Below are 19,691 nucleotides of genomic sequence, written 5' to 3'. Positions count from 1 at the left end.
CTTACAGTGGCTGAAAGAACACATGCATGTGGAAAAGTAACAGTAGAAGCTGTTGGACAAACAGTTCAATTAAAAGGTTGGGTACAAAAACGTCGTGACTTAGGTGGATTAATCTTCATCGATTTACGTGACCGTACAGGTATCGTGCAAGTCGTATTTAACCCAGAAACATCAAAAGAAGCACTAGAAGTAGCAGAAACGATTCGTAGTGAATACGTATTGCACGTAGAAGGTACAGTTGTTGAACGTGGTGAAGGCGCAATTAATGACAATATGGCAACTGGTCGTATTGAAGTACAAGCAACGAGAGTAAACGTATTAAACGCAGCGAAAACAACACCAATCATTATCGCTGATGATACAGATGCATCAGAAGATGTGCGTTTAAAATATCGTTACTTAGATTTACGTCGTCCTGTAATGTTTAACACATTCAAAATGCGTCACGACGTAACGAAAACAATTCGTAACTTCCTAGATACAGAAGACTTCTTAGAAGTTGAAACTCCAATTTTAACGAAGAGCACACCAGAAGGAGCTCGTGACTATTTAGTACCAAGCCGTGTACACGACGGTGAATTCTATGCATTACCACAGTCACCACAATTATTTAAACAACTTCTTATGGTCGGCGGATTTGAGCGTTACTATCAAGTAGCACGTTGTTTCCGTGACGAAGATTTACGTGCGGATCGTCAACCAGAATTCACGCAAATCGATATCGAAGCTTCATTCTTAACGCAAGATGAAATTTTAGATATGATGGAGCGTATGATGACGAAAGTCATGAAGGATGCAAAAGGTGTAGAAGTTAGTGCACCATTCCCTCGTATGAAATATGCTGATGCAATGGCTCGCTACGGTTCTGATAAGCCAGATACACGCTTTGAAATGGAACTAACAGACCTATCTGAATTTGCAGCAGATTGTGGATTTAAAGTATTTACAAGTGCTGTAGAAAGCGGCGGACAAGTAAAAGCAATTAATGCAAAAGGTGCCGCAAGCAAATACTCTCGTAAAGACATTGATGCATTAACTGAATTCGTAAAAGTATACGGTGCAAAAGGTCTAGCTTGGCTTAAAGTGGAAGAAGACGGCTTAAAAGGACCGATTGCGAAATTCTTCGGCGAAGAAGATGCAAAAGCGTTAATGAGTACATTAGAAGCTACTGCTGGCGATTTATTACTATTCGTAGCAGATAAGAAAAGCGTTGTTGCAGATAGCTTAGGTGCACTTCGTTTACGTTTAGGTAAAGAGCTTGAGTTAATAGATGAAAGTAAATTTAACTTCCTATGGGTAACTGATTGGCCACTTCTTGAGTACGATGAAGATGCAGATCGTTACTTCGCAGCTCACCACCCATTCACAATGCCATTCCGTGAAGACGTTGAGCTATTAGAAACAGCACCAGAAAAAGCACGTGCACAAGCATATGACCTTGTATTAAACGGTTATGAGCTTGGTGGCGGATCACTTCGTATTTACGAGCGTGACGTACAAGAAAAAATGTTTAAAGCACTTGGATTCTCACAAGAAGAAGCGCAAGAACAATTCGGATTCTTATTAGAAGCATTCGAATACGGTACACCACCACACGGCGGAATTGCATTAGGTTTAGACCGTCTTGTTATGTTACTTGCAGGTCGTACGAACCTTCGTGATACAATTGCATTCCCGAAAACAGCAAGCGCAAGCTGCTTATTAACAGAAGCTCCAAGCCCAGTTGCAGAAGCTCAGCTTGAAGAACTGAACTTAAAATTAAGCTTGAAAGAAGAGAAGTAAGAATAGGGTCTAGATGGTTATACTATAGCCGTCTAGACTTTTTTTGAGAGGAAGTTTAAAAAGTCCGGTTTAAATAACTGTCGCATTTCGTCGTTGCTTCGCCAGTCCGGTGCTCGAGTAGTAAAGCTACACTGCGCTCCTCCTAGCATCAGCGCCTCGATCTGCTCGGCCCTCTGAATCCTCCTTTTAAAACGTGTATGTAGGAAGAAATAAAAGTCCGGTTTATATTATGTTTTTGTTTGAAATATGTATTTTTAGGAATTCTATAACTTTTTCTATACAAATAGTCGGAAAAACGCTAGAATACATGGTAGACCATTTTTGTAATAGGAGTGTAGAGCTGAATGTTACATCAATTTTCACGTAATGAATTAGCCTTCGGTAAAGAAGGACTTGAAATATTAAAAAATAGTACAGTCGGTATTTTAGGAATTGGCGGCGTAGGATCATTTTCAGCTGAAGCGTTAGCACGTTCTGGCGTAGGACGTCTCGTATTAGTTGATAAAGACGTTGTAGATATTACAAACGTAAACCGTCAAATTCACGCATTAGTATCTACTGTAGGACGTTCAAAAGTAGAATTAATGAAAGAGCGTATTGCAGACATTAATCCCGAATGTGAAGTAATTGGATTAGAAATGTTTTATACAGATGAAACATATGAAGAGTTCTTTAAACACGGTTTAGATTTCGTAGTGGATGCATCTGATACGATTACGTTCAAAATCCATTTAATTAAACAATGTTTACGTCGTAAAATTAAAATTATCTCATGTATGGGTGCAGCAAATAAAATGGACCCAACTCGTTTCCGTATTGCGGACATTTCTAAAACACATACAGATCCGATTGCGAAAGTAATTCGTACGAAGCTTCGTAAAGAGGGTATTAAAAAAGGTGTAAAAGTTGTCTTCTCTGACGAAAACCCAATCGTAATTCGTGAAGAAGTACGTAAAGAAATCGTACCAGACGAAAATGCAAAAATTCGTAAGGCGAAATTACCACCTTCTTCAAATGCATTCGTACCATCTGTGGCAGGCTTAATTATGGCAAGTCACGTTGTACGTGAGCGTATTAAAAATGTAGAAGTGAAGCGTGTAGGGCAAGAATAAAAGGAAAGCATATATCCATTTCGGATATATGCTTTTTCTATGTTTTAAAGAATTATTGATATTTGCATCACTACTAGTTCAAATATAAGTAAGGTTAATAAGTAATGATCATATTTATCTGATTTATAGGCGGATGTATTTTTTAGACTGTTAATGGTGAAAAGAGCTAAAGTCAGGACGAGAAGGCCAAGAGTTATAATGACATTACAGTAAAAATTATCTAATATATTTTGGGAGTTTCCTTGTATGACAGGGAGAAATATTATTGTCAATTTTTGTCGTTAAATCGATATTCTTTTTCGAATCGTTGATATATTGCAAGTTGTGATAGATATATTTGAAAAATCGTTGATATATTGCAAGTTGTGATAGATATATTCGAAAAATCGTTGATATAATTTCATTTACCGATATATCTATATACGGTTCACCGAAAACAAACAAGGATGTCACTTAATCAAAAAAGTGACATCCTTGTTTTTAATTCTCTGCAGAATAAATAATATCTAAATTCCCGTTTTGATCGGTTTTGAAAATGGGAGCAATCTGTTCTTCTTGTTCTTCAACTGAAACAAGTTTTCGAGCACGATCCATAATTCTAACAAGCATTGCATAATCTTCTTCGATTGCTTGTTGTTTTTTTGTGAGTACCGCTAATTTTGCTTCAAGTTCATGATTCGTTTTTTGCAAGGAATTAAGCTGATCTTGTAATACCTCATTTTCAGTTTGCAACTTTGCGGTTGAAGGGTTATTATGTTCCATGTTTTGCAAAAATGAGATGACATTTTGCATTGTAAGTTCCTGTTGACTTGGCGTGATATTTTCTGAAAACTCGGCATCGATTACGAGCTGCTGAGTTTGTGTAAACTGCTCTTTTTCTATTTTAGCTTCAGAACGTTTTAATTCTTTACGTTGTTTTTTTGCAATCTGTACCGCATCTTCGTAATTCGCTCGTACTTCAGCATTCCATCTAAAACCGCAAGCTGCTGAAGTGCGGTTCAAAGCATCGCCAACTTCATCGAATGCTTTGATTTGTGTACTGCCGCTACGAATATGTCGTAAAACAGTTTCTGCTAAAAGGAGATCGTCTTCTCTTGTCCATGCATCTTGACGTGTTTTCATAAGCGAAGCCTCCGTAATGGTGACGTTTTCGTTTATGTTACCCTTTATTTTTCGTTTTATTCGAACTTTGTAATCTTTCATAAACAGTAGAAAGTGCTTGCTCAAATTTCCCTGTTGTTTTCGGTTTATAATATTGCTTGTTTTTTATTTTATCAGGTAAGTATTGTTGGTGTACCCAGCCATTTGGATGGTCATGTGGATATAAGTATCCAATGCCTCGACCTAACGATTCAGCGCCTTTATAGTGACTGTCTTTTAAATGACCTGGAATGTCACCTGTTTGACCGTTACGTAAATCGTGCAATGCAGCATCAAGTGCTTTATAAGCTGAATTTGATTTTGGTGATAGGCATAGCTCGATAACGGCATTTGCAAGTGGTATGCGTGCCTCTGGGAATCCAACTCGTTCAGCTGACTCGATCGCTGCAAGTGTGCGCGGTCCAGCTTGCGGGCTAGCAAGTCCGATATCTTCATATGCCATAATAAGAAGGCGTCTACCGATACTTTGTAAATCACCTGCTTCAATAAGGCGTGCTAAATAATGAAGTGCTGCATTTACATCACTTCCGCGCACTGATTTTTGAAATGCCGATAATACGTCATAATGAGCATCTCCACCTTTGTCATGAACGAAACTCTTTTTTTGTAAGCATTCTTCTGCGATTTCTAGCGTGATTTCCGCAGCTTTGTCGTCAGTTGTAAAGCTAGATAAAACAGCTAATTCAAGTGCATTATAAGCTGAACGCATATCTCCGCCTGATGCATTTGCAAAGTGATGTAATGCTCCATCCGTAACAGTTACATCATATTCCCCAAGCCCTTTTTCTTTATCTTCAAGAGCTCGTTTTAAACCAATTAAAATATCATCTTCTGTTAGTGCGTGTAACTCGAAGATTTGACATCTGCTTCGGATAGCAGAGTTTATCGCATGGAATGGATTACTCGTCGTTGCACCGATTAAAGTAAGGAGTCCACTTTCTAAATGAGGTAATAGAAAGTCTTGTTTCGCCTTATCTAACCTGTGAACTTCATCTAAAATTAAAACGAGGTGTCGATGCATCTTCGCTTCTTGTACGACAACTTCCATATCTTTTTTATTGTGAGTAACAGCATTTAATAGGCGAAACGGTGTTCCAGTACTTCCCGCAATTGCGCTAGCTATTGATGTTTTTCCTGTACCTGGAGGACCGTATAAAATCATAGATTGAAAATGATTTGCTTGGACCATTCGCCATAAAATCTTTCCTTCACCAACTAAATGCTGTTGTCCAATAATTTCTTGAATATTTGTAGGGCGCATTCGATGTGCGAGTGGTTGTTTCATTTTTACCGTCTCCCTTACTATATAATCTCATTCTATCGTATCATTTTTTTTAGTGGAATTTGAAATAGGATGCTGTTTTATGGGAAAGATGAATATGAATATTTTCATTTTTCTTTCAATTTTAATAATTTCCGAGTTTTTCAATGCGATTTTATGTTATCATTTTGATACACAAGTTGAAATTTCTTATAATACTATATTATGCTATAATTTCATAGGATTTTAAATTGTGTTCTTTTATAAAGTGAAACTTTAATCAGTGGGGGTTTTGTTTATCCCCTACCTAACTTCTTTGCTCCAGCCGAATTTTGAGGTGGGAGTTTTACTGCCCGCAAATAGCGGGATAAATAAGATATAACCAATAGAAGTGAAAATTTGAAAAGAGGTGCAAAATAGATGAAGATTTCAACAAAAGGCCGCTACGGCTTAACAATTATGATCGATCTTGCAAAAAAGTTTGGTGAAGGTCCGATTTCATTAAAATCAATCGCACAGGCACATGACTTATCGGAACATTACTTAGAACAATTAATTTCACCACTTCGTAACGCTCGTCTTGTAAAGAGTACGCGTGGTGCATATGGCGGATATGTATTATCTGATCAACCGGCTAACATTACAGCTGGGGATGTAATCCGTGTACTAGAGGGTCCAATTAGTGTTGTAGAAATGATAGAAGAAGAAGAACCAGCACAGCGCCAATTATGGATGCGTGTTCGAGATGCGGTGCAAGAAGTGTTAGATAGTACAACTTTAGAAGATTTAGTGCGTTATGAGGAAGAAAATCACGGGGGCTATATGTTTTACATTTAATTCCTTGTGAAACGATTTGGAAAGAAGGAGATTTAATGGAACGCATTTACTTAGATCATGCTGCGACATCTCCGACTCACCCAGAAGTGGTCGAAAAGATGATTCCATATATGACAGAAACATTCGGAAACCCGTCTAGTATTCACTTTTATGGACGTCAAGCGCGCCATGCAGTAGATGAGGCGAGACGCGTGTGTGCAAAAAGCATCCATGCGAACCCGAATGAAATTATATTCACGAGCGGTGGTACAGAAGCTGATAATTTAGCGCTTATAGGTGTAGCACGCGCAAACCGTCATAAAGGTAACCACATTATAACGACGGAAATTGAACATCATGCGATTTTGCATACGTGTGAATTGCTTGAGCGTGAAGGGTTTGAAGTGACATATTTACCTGTCGATGAAACGGGGCGTGTTCAACTTTCTGACATACAAAAGGCATTAACAGAAGAGACAATTCTTGTATCTATTATGTTTGGGAATAATGAAGTAGGGACGATGCAATCGATTGCGGAAATAGGAAAACTGCTAAAAGAGCATCAAGCTTATTTTCATACAGATGCGGTACAAGCTTACGGTTTAGTAGAAATAAATGTGAAAGAGTTTGGGATTGATTTATTATCAATTTCAGCGCACAAAATTAACGGGCCAAAAGGCGTAGGGTTCTTATACGCTAGTGCAAATTTGAAATTTGAACCGTTATTAATAGGCGGAGAGCAAGAAAGAAAACGCCGTGCTGGTACTGAAAATGTACCTAGTATTGTCGGACTTCAACATGCAATTCTTTTAGCTGAAAAAACTCGTGAGCAAAAAAATGCCCAATATGAAGAGTTTAAAGATATAATGGTATCTGTCTTCAAAAATGAAGGCATTACTTTCGAGGTAAACGGAAACTTGGAATATCGCTTACCACATGTGTTGAATATCAGTTTTACAGGAATGAACATTGAACCATTTCTTGTGAACTTAGACTTAGCTGGCATTGCAGTATCAAGTGGTTCTGCTTGTACAGCTGGTTCGATTGATCCATCACATGTATTAGTGGCGATGTTCGGAAAAGACTCCGATCAAATACGTTCATCCGTACGCTTTAGTTTCGGTCTTGGAAATACGAAAGAGCAAATTGAAAAAGCGGCGTACGAAACAGTGAAAATCGTGAAGCGATTAACACAAAATTAGCATGGGAGGTGACATGATGAACAAACTACCTCACGAAACACGCGTTGTCATCGGGATGTCCGGTGGCGTCGATTCATCTGTAGCAGCTCTTTTATTAAAAGAGCAAGGTTATGATGTGATCGGAATTTTTATGAAAAACTGGGATGATACAGATGAGAATGGTGTCTGCACAGCAACAGAAGATTACAATGATGTAATTGAAGTGTGTAACCAAATCGGTATTCCGTATTATGCAGTAAACTTTGAAAAACAATACTGGGACAAAGTATTTACGTACTTCTTAGATGAGTACCGAGCTGGTCGTACACCAAACCCAGATGTAATGTGTAACAAAGAAATTAAATTTAAAGCATTTTTAGAGCATGCAATTGCGCTTGGTGCTGATTATGTAGCGACAGGCCATTATGCACGTGTTGCTTATATGGACGGCGAATATAAAATGCTTCGCGGCGTTGATGACAATAAAGACCAAACGTATTTCTTAAATCAATTAAGCCAAGAGCAATTATCAAAAACAATGTTCCCATTAGGTGAATTAAAGAAACCGCAAATTCGCGAAATGGCGACAGAAGCTGGTTTAGCGACAGCGGCGAAGAAAGATAGTACTGGTATTTGCTTCATTGGCGAGCGTAACTTTAAAGATTTCTTAAGTAACTATTTACCAGCGCAACCAGGTGTGATGCAAACGTTATCTGGTGAAGTGAAAGGAAAACATGACGGTTTAATGTACTATACAATTGGACAACGTCATGGCCTTGGTATTGGTGGTAACGGTGATCCATGGTTCGCTGTTGGGAAAAACTTAAAAGACAACATTTTATATGTTGATCAAGGATTCCATAATGAACTTCTATATGGTGATGAAGTTATCGCTACGAATGTAGGATGGGTAAGTAACAAAGCAAAAGAAACAGAATTTAAATGCACAGCGAAATTCCGCTATCGTCAAGCAGATAATAAAGTAACGGTTCAAATTGTTGATGAAAATACAGTTCGTATTCTTTGTGATGAGCCAATTCGTGCGATTACGCCAGGCCAAGCAGTTGTTTTCTATGATGGAGATGAGTGCTTAGGCGGCGCTACAATTGATGAAGTATATCATAGTGGTAAGAAATTAGATTATTTAGGATAAAACGAGAAGCCTCTGCCGATTAGCGGTTAGAGGTTTCTTTTACATAAAGCGAATTTTCGTTCGCTTGGAAAATACATTCTTTGTTATAATTTGTTGTAGAGGTGAAGGACATGTCAAACAAACTTGAAACAGGTATTCAGTATATGCAAGAAGGAAACTGGGAAGAGGCAGCTAAAAATTTTACAGAAGCAATCGAAGAAAATCCGAAAGATGCGCTTGGATATATTAACTTTGCGAATTTATTAGATGTATTAGGTGATAGTGAACGAGCAATTTTATTTTATAAGCGTGCATTAGAGTTAGATGATAAATCTGCGGCTGCTTATTATGGCTTAGGAAACGTATATTACGGTCAAGAGCAATTTGCAGAGGCAAAATCTGTATTTGAACAAGCAATGCAATCGGGCTTACAGTCAGCTGATGTAACATTTATGTTAGGTATTACACATGTGCAACTTGGAAATGATCGTCTTGCATTACCGTTTTTACAAAGGGCGACGGAATTAGATGAAGACGATGTAGAAGCTGTTTTCCAATGCGGACTTTGCTTCGCGCGACTAGAACATATTCAAGAGGCAAAACCTTATTTTGAAAAGGTATTAGAAATGGATGAAGAGCATGCAGATGCGTATTATAATTTAGGTGTTGCGTACGTATTTGAAGAAAATAACGAGAAAGCTCTTACTTTATTTAAGAAAGCAACTGAAATTCAGCCAGACCACTTTTTAGCTGGTAATGGTATTCGTTTATTAGAGCAAGAAGCTGAATAAAGTGAAATGATAGTTTAATGCGCAGTTACCCCTCATCTAAAGATTGTGAAAGAGGTGGGGGATGTACTGCTCATTAAGGTGAAAAGAACTCGGGAAGGAGAGGAAAGATGGGAAATCAACATGCCATGGATTTGTTTGAGGAAGAGAAAAAATTTATAAAAGCGCAAGTTCTTCATACCATTTTCCACAACGAAGAAAACCTCTATTCCGTTGTCAGTATGAAAATCATTGAAACGAATGAAACATACGACGAAAAAAAAGTAATGATAAACGGTCATTTTCCCCGTATGCATGAAGATGAAGTGTTTACATTAACAGGTCATTTTAAAGACCACCCGAAGTATGGGAAACAATATTTAGTTGAAACGTTTAAAAAAGAATTGCCGCAAACAAAAGCAGGTATGGTGCAATATTTAGCGAGCGATTTATTTAAAGGGATTGGAAAGCGTACGGCTGAAAAAATCGTAGATCACCTTGGTGAGCATGCCATTTCTAAAATTATGGATGATCCTGATGCGTTAAATGGTGTTGTTAACAAACAAAAAGCACAGGAAATATATGAGACAATTGTGGAGCATCAAGGGTTAGAGAAAGTAATGAGCTTTTTAAATGGTTACGGTTTTGGAACGAAGCTTTCTATTAAAATTTATCAGCAATATAAAGAAATGACATTAGAAGTGATTCGTAATAATCCATATCAACTTATTGAAGAAGTGGACGGGATTGGTTTTGGACGAGCAGATGATATAGGACGTGCGTTAGGTATATCGGGTAATCATGATGACCGTGTACGTGCGGGATGTTTTTATACGTTAGAGAATGTTTCACTGCAGCTCGGCCACGTTTATATGGGGAAAGATCAACTTGTAAGAGAAACGATATCACTTTTAAATAATCAAGAAGGTAGAGTGACTGAGGAAGACATTATAGGCTGTGTTGAAATGATGCAAAGTGAAGGGAAAGTCATCATTGAAGAAGAACGAGTGTACTTAGCATCGTTATTTTACTCTGAAAAAGGTGTTGTAAAGTCTATTCGTAGGCTTATGAATCAAGAGGAAACCCCTTCATTTCCTGAAGCAGAAATGTTAAAAACATTAGGTGAAATTGAAGAACAGCTGAAGGTGCAGTATGCACCGTTTCAGCAAGAAGCAATTCAAACGGCACTTCATAAGCCGATGATGTTATTGACAGGTGGACCAGGTACGGGGAAAACAACAGTTATTAAAGGAATTGTTGAAATGTACGCGTCCTTGCATGGGGTATCATTAAATCCGAATGAATACAGTGATGATAATCCATTTCCAATATTATTAACGGCTCCAACAGGAAGAGCAGCGAAGCGAATGAGTGAATCTACCGGGCTCCCTGCTTGTACAATTCATCGTCTGCTTGGTTGGACGCCAGAAGGGTCTTTCCAGCGTAATGAAACCGATCCAGTTCAAGGGAAGTTACTCATTATTGATGAGTTTTCGATGGTAGATATTTGGCTTGCAAATCAGCTATTCAAATCACTTCCGACAAATATTCAAGTTATCGTTGTAGGTGATGAAGATCAGTTGCCATCTGTAGGACCTGGACAAGTGTTAAAAGATTTATTAAATGCAGGAGCCATTCCAACGGTAAAACTTACAGAAATTTATCGTCAGGCGGAAGGGTCGTCTGTTATTCAGCTTGCCCATGCGATAAAAGACGGAACACTTCCACCGGATTTAGCGCAAAATAAAAAAGATCGTTCATTTATCAGCTGTGCAGGGGCTCAAATTGTTGAAGTTGTAAAAAAAGTATGTGAAAACGCGAAGACGAAAGGGTTTAGCGCAAGAGATGTCCAAGTGTTGGCACCTATGTACCGCGGACCAGCAGGTATTAATGTGTTAAATGAAGCTCTTCAAGAAGTGTTTAATCCGAAAAAAGAAAAAAGTAAAGAGATCGCCTACGGTGACGTTGTGTATCGAAGAGGTGATAAAGTACTTCAATTAGTCAATCAGCCGGAAAGCCAAGTATTTAATGGTGATATTGGAGAAATTGTTTCGGTGTTTTATGCAAAAGAAAATGTTGAGCAACAGGACATGATTATCGTTTCATTTGATGGAATCGAAGTAACGTATACAAAGCCGGATTTAAATCAAATTACCCATGCATATTGCTGCTCGATTCATAAATCACAAGGTAGTGAATTTCCAATAGTTATTATGCCGATTGTAAAGAGCTACTACCGTATGTTACGTCGTAATTTAATTTACACGGGCATTACAAGAAGTAAGAAATTCCTTATTATTTGTGGGGAGGAAGCGGCTTTTCAATCCGGTGTAAATCGCCTTGACGATGCAATGCGTCAAACGACTTTAGCTAGTCGTTTGCAAGAATCACAAGGAGAGGTGCAGATGGTAACGGTTAATGGCGAGGAAATGGACGTGGAAAACATTTCACCGTATGATTTCATGTAACGAGGTGAAATTATATAGTGAAACTTTCAAACGTATAACGTTGAAAGGCTCCAGCAATGTATAAATGAATGCGGTTTGGACATAATGGCGAATAGAATCTGGGAGACTGTAAGGAGATGAAAGCCATATGTTTATTTGTCCAAATTGTAAAGGGAAAGACATCGGAAAAATAGGTGTCAACCAATTTTATTGCTGGAATTGTTATATCGAATTATCGGTTTCAAAGGGGAAAATCCATACGCATCAAGTAGAGGAAGATGGTTCATTAAGCTCTCTTGATGATTTATTTGATGAGAATGAAAGAACGATCGGATAACGAAAAGGGGGATTTACTTTGAATCTACGCAATTCATTAATCGCATTAGGTGTTGGAGCTGCAGCATATCAATATGCTCGCAAGCAAGATGTATTTTCAAAACGCAATATGAAAAAAGCACGTAAGATGATTAAATCTTATTTATAAACGTAAAAAACTCCCTTCATGATAAGGGAGTTTTTTTATGCGCTCGTATGCAAATATAAAAGTCCAATTTCAGAGAAGAGATAAGATAGACCGTAACACCCAACACCAAGCATTCCGTAATGAAATAATTGCTTCGCCCTCTCTTTTCGTGAGGAACGAATAAAGAAACCTTTCCAAATACCAAATCCGATACAAACCCATTCAAGAATCATAAAAAGTGCTGATAATACGAGCATAAATAAAACCATTATGAGTCCTCCTGATTATATTGTTTCATGCTGCATTCTCAGGGATGGTTGTCCTTGTTATGTTATGTATATGTACGTCTTTACAAAACAGTATGGTCTGTATGAAAAGATTTTAAAAGTTTTGCACATAACCTACCCTATTTATTTTCAAAATAAAGGTGGAGGAGGTTTTTCGTGTGAAGAATCTTAAAATCATTTGGATATACCGTTTAGGATTATTGTTACTTGTATTTCTTTGTTTGCTTGTCTTCTTAAAGATCAAGCCACTATGGGCGCCGATTATTTTTGTATGTAAAGTGGCGATTACACCGTTTCTTATCGCTTGTTTTATTGCGTATTTATTGCATCCTTTAATTGAAAAAATTCATAAGGAAGGGATGCCGCGCACACTCGCTATTTTGCTCATTTACATCCTGTTCTTTGGCGGGATTGGCTATGGGATTTATAAAGGAACGCCAGTTGTTATTAAACAGTTACAAGAAATTAATGAACAATTTCCGCAGTTCACAAAAATGTATGATTCTTGGATGGATGGCGTTACAGAACAAACAGCGAATTTCCCATCATTTATTCATGAAAAGGTAAAGCAAATTTTCGTTGGTGTAGAAATGAAGATACAAACGCTTTTAAATAAAGTTATGAGCACAGCCCGTGGTGTACTGGATTCATTGCTCATTATTTTCTTGATTCCGTTCATTGTATTTTACATATTAAAAGATTACGGTGAGTTTTATCATATCTTTTGGAAACTAGTTCCGAGTAAGTGGCGTAGTACGGGTCAAATGCTTGCGAAAGAAATTGATAAATCACTCGGAAGTTATATTCGAGGACAGTTATTTGTTTGCTTAGTATTAGGGGGAGTATCTGTTCTTTCTTTTTGGTTTATCGGTATGAAGTATCCATTGCTGCTCGGCATTATTATTGGGGTAACGGATATAATCCCATACTTTGGTCCTATTTTAGGGGCGATTCCCACGTTGATGATTGCGGCAACGGTATCAACGAGTTTACTCATTAAGGCGGGGATTACAATTGCTATTTTGCAATTTTTGGAAAGTAACATTTTATCGCCTTACATCGTTGGTAAGTCGCTTCGTATGCACCCCGTTATTATTATGCTTGCCTTACTAGTTGGAGGAGAGATAGCCGGGATTGTAGGATTGCTAATATCGGTTCCGATTTTAGCAGTTATTCGTACAGTGATTGTTCATGTGAGGCCTCTTTGGAAAAGAGAAGATGTTTAAAATGAAGCCCTCTATTTAAAAAATAGAGGGCTAATCATATGATTATTTAGTGAGCTGATTTTTTATTTTTTGAACAAAAGAGCTCACATCAGTTGTTTGAATATGTTTTATTCTTTTCCATTCCGTATCATACATAAATACAATTTGATTGCTGAAAAGGCGCTTTTGTTCTTTTAGATTAGAAATTTTTGCGAAAGAGTACTCTTCAAATATTGGATTCTTACTTACATCTGGTCCATAAAAGAATAGCCTTTTGTCCGTTAAAATCAATAGGCCTGGCCTTGCGACGGAACGATAAATAAATATGTCTAATGAACATGCTGCATAAAAAAGAATTTTTTCATCAGTTGTTAACATTTCTCTAGCTTGATTCAATAAAGTTGTCATTGTAATTGCTCCTTTATTGTTAATAATTTAATTATAACAAATAATGTAATATTTAGAAATTTGTATAAAGTATTTTTTGTGAGGAGATTCCTATTTAGTAATAAATGCATAATATATTGAAAGGCTGTTAAGAATGAATAGTAGAATAACTATGAGTAATAAACAATTGATACAATATAAATGATTATCTACATTGACAAACTTAAGAGAATTCTATTATATTTAGTCATATAATACATTAAATCAATGACGGAACAAGTACGTTACAGTCCATTTGTAGAGAGAAGCTTCCACTGGCTGAAAGGAGCTTTAAATGAAGGGTAACAGAAAGCTAATCCTGAGAGCAGCTAATCACTGCCGTCTTGCCACGTTACGGCACCATGAGGTGATGAATTGATTGTTATAATAATCAATTCATAATTAGGGTGGTATCGCGAGTTAACTCTCGTCCCTTTTATAGGGGCGGGAGTTTTTTATATTTAAGGAGGAAAATACAATGAAACAACTAACAGGCGCACAAATTCGTCAAATGTTTTTAGACTTTTTCCAAGAAAAAGGACATGCAGTAGAACCTAGTGCATCACTAGTTCCACATGAAGATCCATCTCTTCTATGGATTAACAGTGGTGTAGCAACATTAAAAAAATATTTTGATGGACGCGTAATCCCGCAAAATCCACGTATTACAAATGCTCAAAAATCAATTCGTACAAACGATATTGAAAACGTAGGGAAAACAGCTCGTCACCATACATTCTTTGAAATGTTAGGGAACTTCTCGATCGGTGATTACTTCAAAGAAGAAGCAATTACTTGGGCTTGGGAATTTTTAACGAGCGACAAGTGGATTGGATTCGATAAAGAATTACTATCAGTTACAATCCATCCGGAAGATGAAGAAGCATTTACAATTTGGAATGAGAAAATGGGTGTTCCAAAAGAGCGTATCATCCGCTTAGAAGAAAACTTCTGGGATATCGGTGAAGGACCAAGTGGACCGAATACAGAGATTTTCTATGATCGCGGGGAAGCTTACGGTAATGACTTTAGTGACCCAGAATTATATCCGGGCGGAGAAAACGAGCGTTACTTAGAAGTATGGAACCTTGTATTCTCTCAATTTAACCATAATCCAGACGGTTCATATACACCACTTCCTAAGAAGAACATTGATACAGGGATGGGTCTAGAGCGTATGACATCTATCGTTCAAGATGTACCTACGAACTTTGATACGGATCTATTCATGCCAATGATTGGTGCAACAGAATCAATTTCTGGTGAGAAGTATCGTAATGGAGACTTAGAAAAAGATATGGCGTTTAAAGTCATTGCTGACCATATTCGTACAGTAACATTCGCTGTTGGTGACGGTGCTCTTCCATCTAACGAAGGCCGTGGTTATGTATTACGTCGTTTATTACGCCGTGCTGTTCGTTATTCTAAGAAATTAAACATCAACCGTCCATTCATGTTTGAATTAGTACCGGTTGTTGGAGAAGTAATGAAAGACTTCTATCCAGAAGTACTGGAAAAGAAAGATTTCATCGCAAAAGTTGTGAAAAATGAAGAAGAACGCTTCCACGAAACACTTCATGATGGTGAAGCTATTTTGGCTGAAGTTATTGCAAAAGCGAAAGAAGAAAAAACAACTGTTATTTCTGGCGTAGATGCGTTCCGTTTATACGACACGTACGGTTTCCCAATTGAATTAACAGAAGAATATGCAGAAGAAGCTGGTATGACAGTTGACCATAAAGGTTTTGAAGCTGAAATGGAAAAACAACGTGAGCGTGCACGTGCTGCTCGTCAAGACGTTGATTCTATGCAAGTTCAAGGCGGTGTACTTGGTGAAGTTAAAGTAGCGAGCGAATTCGTTGGTTACGGTACAGTTGCAACAGAAAGTAACATTGTTGCACTTGTGAAAAACGGTGAGTATACAGATAGCTTACAAGCAGGTGAAGAAGGACAGTTAATGCTTGATGTAACACCATTCTATGCTGAGAGCGGCGGACAAATTGCAGACCGTGGTTACCTTCTTGCTGATGGCGTGAAAGTTGTTGTAAAAGATGTACAAAAAGCACCAAATGGTCAAAACTTACACAAAGTAGTTGTGGAAGAAGGTACATTAACGAAAGGTGCGGCTGTAAAAGCTGTTATCGATACGAAAAACCGTAGTAGCGTTGTGAAAAACCATACAGCAACTCACTTACTACACCAAGCGTTAAAAGATGTACTTGGAACGCATGTTAACCAAGCAGGTTCTCTTGTAACTTCTGAACGTTTACGCTTTGACTTCTCTCACTTCGGTCAAGTACAAGCTGACGAATTAGAAAAAATTGAGCGTATCGTAAACGAGAAAATTTGGGAAAGTATTAACGTTGAGATTTCTCAAAAATCAATCGAAGAAGCGAAAGAAATGGGTGCAATGGCATTATTCGGTGAAAAATACGGTGATGTTGTACGCGTTGTACAAGTAGGCGATTACAGCTTAGAGCTTTGCGGTGGTTGTCACGTTGATAACACAGCTTCTATCGGTATTTTCAAAATCGTTGCTGAGTCTGGTATCGGTGCAGGAACTCGTCGTATTGAGGCGGTAACTGGTAAGTCTGCATACGAATTAATGAACGATCAAGTAGGTTTATTAAAAGAAGCAGCAGGAAAAATGAAAACAAATCCGAAAGATATTTTAACGAGAGTTGATGGCTTATTTGCTGAAGTGAAACAACTTCAAAAAGAAAATGAATCTCTTGCTGCAAAATTAAGCAATATCGAAGCTGGAAACTTAACTGATTCAGTAATGACAGTTGATGGCGTAAACGTATTAGCAGCGAAAGTAAATGTTGCAGATATGAACAACTTACGTACGATGATGGATGACCTTAAAAATAAAATAGAGTCTGCAGTTGTTGTATTAGTGTCTGTAAATGACGATAAAGTAAACATTTTAGCTGGCGTAACGAAAGATTTAATTAGCCAAGGTTACCATGCTGGTAAACTTGTGAAAGAAGTAGCTTCTCGTTGTGGCGGTGGCGGTGGTGGCCGTCCTGATATGGCTCAAGCGGGCGGTAAAAACCCAGCACAAGTTGAAGAAGCTTTAGCATTTGTACAAGAGTACGTTAAATCTGTTTCAAAATAAAGAGATAGTAGTGTACAATGGTAGGGAGAGGAGAAGTTCTTCTCCCTATACTTACTATATAAGTGAGGTGCTTGAAATGGACGGTTTTGATAAAACAATGAAGTTTAGCATTCAAGATGAAAAACAGAGTGTCCATGTAAATGATGTACTTTTAACTGTGTATGATGCACTTCAAGAAAAAGGCTATAATCCGATTAACCAAATCGTCGGTTATTTATTAAGTGGAGATCCAGCATACATACCTCGCCATAAAGATGCACGAAGCATCGTTCGCAAACTTGAACGTGATGAGATAATTGAAGAGCTTGTGAAGTCTTACTTGAAACATCATCGTGAGGAGTAGTTTATGCGGATATTAGGTTTAGATGTAGGTACAAAAACAGTCGGAGTTGCAATGAGCGACGAAATGGGCTGGACAGCACAAGGATTGGAAACAATCAAGATTAACGAAGAACGAGGTCACTTTGGTTTTGACCGTATTTCTGAGTTAGTAAAGCAGTACAATGTGGACAAAATAGTAGTAGGTTTACCTAAAAATATGAATGGTACAATTGGCCCACGTGGTGAAGCGTGCCAGCAATTTGCAGAAAACCTACGAGAGCTGTTACAATTAGACGTTGTAATGTGGGACGAGCGTTTGTCGACGATGGCGGCGGAGCGTCTACTCATTTCAGCTGATGTAAGTCGTAAGAAGCGAAAGCAAGTAATCGATAAGATGGCTGCAGTCGTAATCTTACAAGGATTTTTAGATAGTAAATAAGAGGTGACCAAAATGGAAGAAAATCAAATTACAATTGTAGACGAAAAAGGTAACGAACATTTATGTGAGATTGTTTTCACTTTTGATGCTGAAAAATTTGGCAAAAAATCATATGTAGTCTTCTCTCCAATCGGTGAAGTAGACGAAGATGGAGACCAAATTTATGATGCAATGGCTTATGAGCAAAATGAAGAAGAGGGCGGAACTTTACTTCCAATCGAATCTGAAGAAGAGTGGGAAATGGTACAAGAAATGTTCAACACTCTAGCTGATGAGCAAGAAGCTGAATAATAAGTACTGAGAAGATGGACGATATATAGTCCATCTTTTTTTATATGTAAAATGAAAGATTTTTTGTCGAAACTGTGTAATCCTTTGTAGTATAATGAGACGGATTGTAGAAAAATAAAATATCTGTCAAAAAATGATAGGTAAGTTTATTGTGATTTTTCATCGTGTTGTATAGAAAGACGTACATATGGCCTACAATTGAATAAGGAGGAAGAGTTTTGATAGAGAATCAAGTGAAAAAGAAGCGTAGACGCATTTTTTTATTTTCGATTATTGCACTGCTTTTAGTTTGTGGTTCAGTCTATGCGTATATTTCATCGGCATTAGGACCAGTTGATAGCGGGAATAAAAAAGAGATTGAAGTAGAAATTCCGAAAGGATCATCTACTAGTAAAATTGGTGAAATTTTAGAAGAAAAGGGTGCTGTGAAAAACGGTACAGTTTTTAGCTTTTATACAAAGGCTAAATCAAAAAACTTACAAGCTGGTACATATTTATTAAATCCTTCAATGAGTGCCTCAGATGTCATTGAACAAATGTCATCTGGTAATGTACATCGTCCAGCTCTGTATAAAGTGACGATAAAAGAAGGAGCGCAAGTAACTGAAATTGCAGAAACGGTTGCGAGTGAATTAAAGTGGAATAAAGATGATGTTACGCGTCAATTAAACGATAAAGCATTTATTCAAAAAATGCAGCAAAAGTATCCGAAGTTATTAACGGATAAAATCTTTGATAGTAATATTAAATATCCATTAGAAGGGTATTTATATCCTGCGACGTATTCGTTCTATAAGAAAGATACAACGTTAGAAGAAATCGTAATTCCAATGCTTGAGAAAACAAATGCAATCATTGTTCAAAACGAGGCGAAAATGAAAGCGAAGAACTGGGATGTTCATCAGCTTTTAACATTGTCTTCACTGATTGAAGAAGAGGCGACTGGTTTTACAGATCGCCAAAAGATTTCTAGTGTTTTTTATAATCGCTTAGCAAAAGGTATGCCCCTTCAAACAGATCCAACGGTATTATACGCGCTTGGAAAGCATAAGCAACGTGTATTATACGAGGATTTAAAGGTGAATTCACCGTATAATACGTATGTTGTAAAAGGATTACCAGTTGGACCGATTGCGAACTCTGGTAAACATTCAGTGGAAGCTGCGTTAGAACCTGCGCAAACAGATTATTATTATTTCTTAGCTGCACCAAGTGGTGAAGTGTACTATGCGAAAACATTAGAAGAGCATAATGCATTAAAGCAAAAATATATTACGAAAAAACAGTGAAATGGGGAGGGATAGCGAAAAAGGTCGCACATCCCTCTTTTTTGTGGTAAAATATATCGGGTTAAAAACTGGCAGAAGAATCGTTTTTAATATCAAAACGGGACGTACAAGCTAAGGGTAAAGCTGGCTTGTATTTTTATTGCATTCTATGTGTGAAAAGACGTCATAGAGGCACTTCTCCATGTAAATA

The 19,691-nt window shown here is 37.6% G+C and carries 19 protein-coding genes and 1 other annotated feature; of the genes, 15 read left to right on the top strand and 4 right to left on the bottom strand.

The annotated features are described in order from the left end of the window. Positions 1 to 6 precede the first annotated feature (6 nt). The gene (aspS, locus tag JDS92_RS08745; protein ID WP_000840918.1) at positions 7 to 1,782 is read left to right on the top strand and encodes an aspartate--tRNA ligase; all 1,776 of its coding nucleotides are present in this window, start codon (positions 7 to 9) and stop codon (positions 1,780 to 1,782) included. Positions 1,783 to 2,126: 344 nt separating this feature from the next. Beyond that, positions 2,127 to 2,894 carry a tRNA threonylcarbamoyladenosine dehydratase gene (locus JDS92_RS08740; RefSeq protein WP_000903182.1) on the top strand — a complete coding sequence of 256 codons (768 nt, stop codon included), beginning with the start codon at positions 2,127 to 2,129 and terminating at the stop codon, positions 2,892 to 2,894. A gap of 480 nt (positions 2,895 to 3,374) precedes the next feature. On the opposite strand, the gene JDS92_RS08735 is transcribed toward JDS92_RS08740, so the two are convergent. Next, positions 3,375 to 4,016, bottom strand: a complete 642-nt coding sequence (locus tag JDS92_RS08735; protein WP_199631822.1) for an RsfA family transcriptional regulator — start codon at positions 4,014 to 4,016, stop codon at positions 3,375 to 3,377. 37 nt (positions 4,017 to 4,053) lie between these two features. Then, complete coding sequence (locus JDS92_RS08730; protein WP_000812925.1) at positions 4,054 to 5,340, bottom strand: replication-associated recombination protein A; 1,287 nt, start codon at positions 5,338 to 5,340, stop codon at positions 4,054 to 4,056. 396 nt (positions 5,341 to 5,736) lie between these two features. Here JDS92_RS08730 and cymR point away from each other — a divergent pair, with 396 nt between their 5' ends. The 7 genes from cymR (at position 5,737) to JDS92_RS08695 (ending at position 12,143) form a co-directional block, all read left to right on the top strand. Beyond that, a complete protein-coding gene (cymR, locus tag JDS92_RS08725) occupies positions 5,737 to 6,153 on the top strand; it encodes a cysteine metabolism transcriptional regulator CymR (RefSeq protein WP_000704116.1) in 417 nt (138 codons plus the stop codon). A 35-nt stretch (positions 6,154 to 6,188) separates the two neighbouring features. Beyond that, a complete protein-coding gene (locus JDS92_RS08720; RefSeq protein ID WP_000439899.1) occupies positions 6,189 to 7,334 on the top strand; it encodes a cysteine desulfurase family protein in 1,146 nt (381 codons plus the stop codon). 16 nt (positions 7,335 to 7,350) lie between these two features. Then, a complete protein-coding gene (mnmA, locus tag JDS92_RS08715) occupies positions 7,351 to 8,466 on the top strand; it encodes a tRNA 2-thiouridine(34) synthase MnmA (RefSeq protein ID WP_001038014.1) in 1,116 nt (371 codons plus the stop codon). Positions 8,467 to 8,576: 110 nt separating this feature from the next. After that, positions 8,577 to 9,236 (top strand): tetratricopeptide repeat protein, encoded by a 660-nt coding sequence (locus JDS92_RS08710; protein WP_000066402.1) that lies wholly within the window; start codon positions 8,577 to 8,579, stop codon positions 9,234 to 9,236. A gap of 107 nt (positions 9,237 to 9,343) precedes the next feature. Beyond that, positions 9,344 to 11,680: an SF1B family DNA helicase RecD2 gene (gene recD2 / locus JDS92_RS08705; protein WP_199631821.1), complete on the top strand. Its 2,337-nt coding sequence runs from the start codon at positions 9,344 to 9,346 to the stop codon at positions 11,678 to 11,680. A 127-nt stretch (positions 11,681 to 11,807) separates the two neighbouring features. After that, positions 11,808 to 11,996, top strand: coding sequence for a hypothetical protein (locus JDS92_RS08700; protein ID WP_000469281.1), 189 nt, complete (start codon positions 11,808 to 11,810; stop codon positions 11,994 to 11,996). A gap of 18 nt (positions 11,997 to 12,014) precedes the next feature. Then, positions 12,015 to 12,143 carry a YrzQ family protein gene (locus JDS92_RS08695; RefSeq protein WP_001053553.1) on the top strand — a complete coding sequence of 43 codons (129 nt, stop codon included), beginning with the start codon at positions 12,015 to 12,017 and terminating at the stop codon, positions 12,141 to 12,143. A 35-nt stretch (positions 12,144 to 12,178) separates the two neighbouring features. Here JDS92_RS08695 and JDS92_RS08690 read toward each other — a convergent pair whose 3' ends face one another. Beyond that, a complete protein-coding gene (locus JDS92_RS08690; RefSeq protein ID WP_000242555.1) occupies positions 12,179 to 12,391 on the bottom strand; it encodes a hypothetical protein in 213 nt (70 codons plus the stop codon). A 176-nt stretch (positions 12,392 to 12,567) separates the two neighbouring features. On the opposite strand from JDS92_RS08690, the gene JDS92_RS08685 reads away from it, so the two are divergent. Beyond that, the gene (locus tag JDS92_RS08685) at positions 12,568 to 13,635 is read left to right on the top strand and encodes an AI-2E family transporter (RefSeq protein ID WP_000793112.1); all 1,068 of its coding nucleotides are present in this window, start codon (positions 12,568 to 12,570) and stop codon (positions 13,633 to 13,635) included. Between the two features lie 42 nt (positions 13,636 to 13,677). Here JDS92_RS08685 and JDS92_RS08680 read toward each other — a convergent pair whose 3' ends face one another. Beyond that, the gene (locus JDS92_RS08680) at positions 13,678 to 14,022 is read right to left on the bottom strand and encodes a PH domain-containing protein (protein ID WP_199631820.1); all 345 of its coding nucleotides are present in this window, start codon (positions 14,020 to 14,022) and stop codon (positions 13,678 to 13,680) included. A 237-nt stretch (positions 14,023 to 14,259) separates the two neighbouring features. Then, positions 14,260 to 14,478 (top strand) — a binding site (T-box leader). Positions 14,479 to 14,518: 40 nt separating this feature from the next. On the opposite strand from JDS92_RS08680, the gene alaS reads away from it, so the two are divergent. From alaS to mltG, 5 genes are all read left to right on the top strand, one after another. Then, complete coding sequence (alaS, locus tag JDS92_RS08675; protein WP_199631819.1) at positions 14,519 to 17,161, top strand: alanine--tRNA ligase; 2,643 nt, start codon at positions 14,519 to 14,521, stop codon at positions 17,159 to 17,161. Positions 17,162 to 17,237: 76 nt separating this feature from the next. Beyond that, a complete protein-coding gene (locus JDS92_RS08670) occupies positions 17,238 to 17,504 on the top strand; it encodes an IreB family regulatory phosphoprotein (RefSeq protein WP_000348591.1) in 267 nt (88 codons plus the stop codon). 3 nt (positions 17,505 to 17,507) lie between these two features. Next, positions 17,508 to 17,921: a Holliday junction resolvase RuvX gene (gene ruvX, locus JDS92_RS08665; RefSeq protein ID WP_001221202.1), complete on the top strand. Its 414-nt coding sequence runs from the start codon at positions 17,508 to 17,510 to the stop codon at positions 17,919 to 17,921. A 12-nt stretch (positions 17,922 to 17,933) separates the two neighbouring features. Next, positions 17,934 to 18,212: a DUF1292 domain-containing protein gene (locus tag JDS92_RS08660; RefSeq protein WP_000392249.1), complete on the top strand. Its 279-nt coding sequence runs from the start codon at positions 17,934 to 17,936 to the stop codon at positions 18,210 to 18,212. A 218-nt stretch (positions 18,213 to 18,430) separates the two neighbouring features. Further along, on the top strand, positions 18,431 to 19,501 hold the full coding sequence (mltG, locus tag JDS92_RS08655; protein WP_000572128.1) for an endolytic transglycosylase MltG: 1,071 nt from the start codon (positions 18,431 to 18,433) through the stop codon (positions 19,499 to 19,501). The last annotated feature ends 190 nt before the right edge of the window (positions 19,502 to 19,691 follow it).

It is taken from the genome of Bacillus cereus group sp. N12, assembly GCF_016483575.1.
GTDB lineage: Bacteria > Bacillota > Bacilli > Bacillales > Bacillaceae_G > Bacillus_A > Bacillus_A toyonensis.
This window is presented reverse-complemented; position numbering and strand designations above follow the sequence as displayed.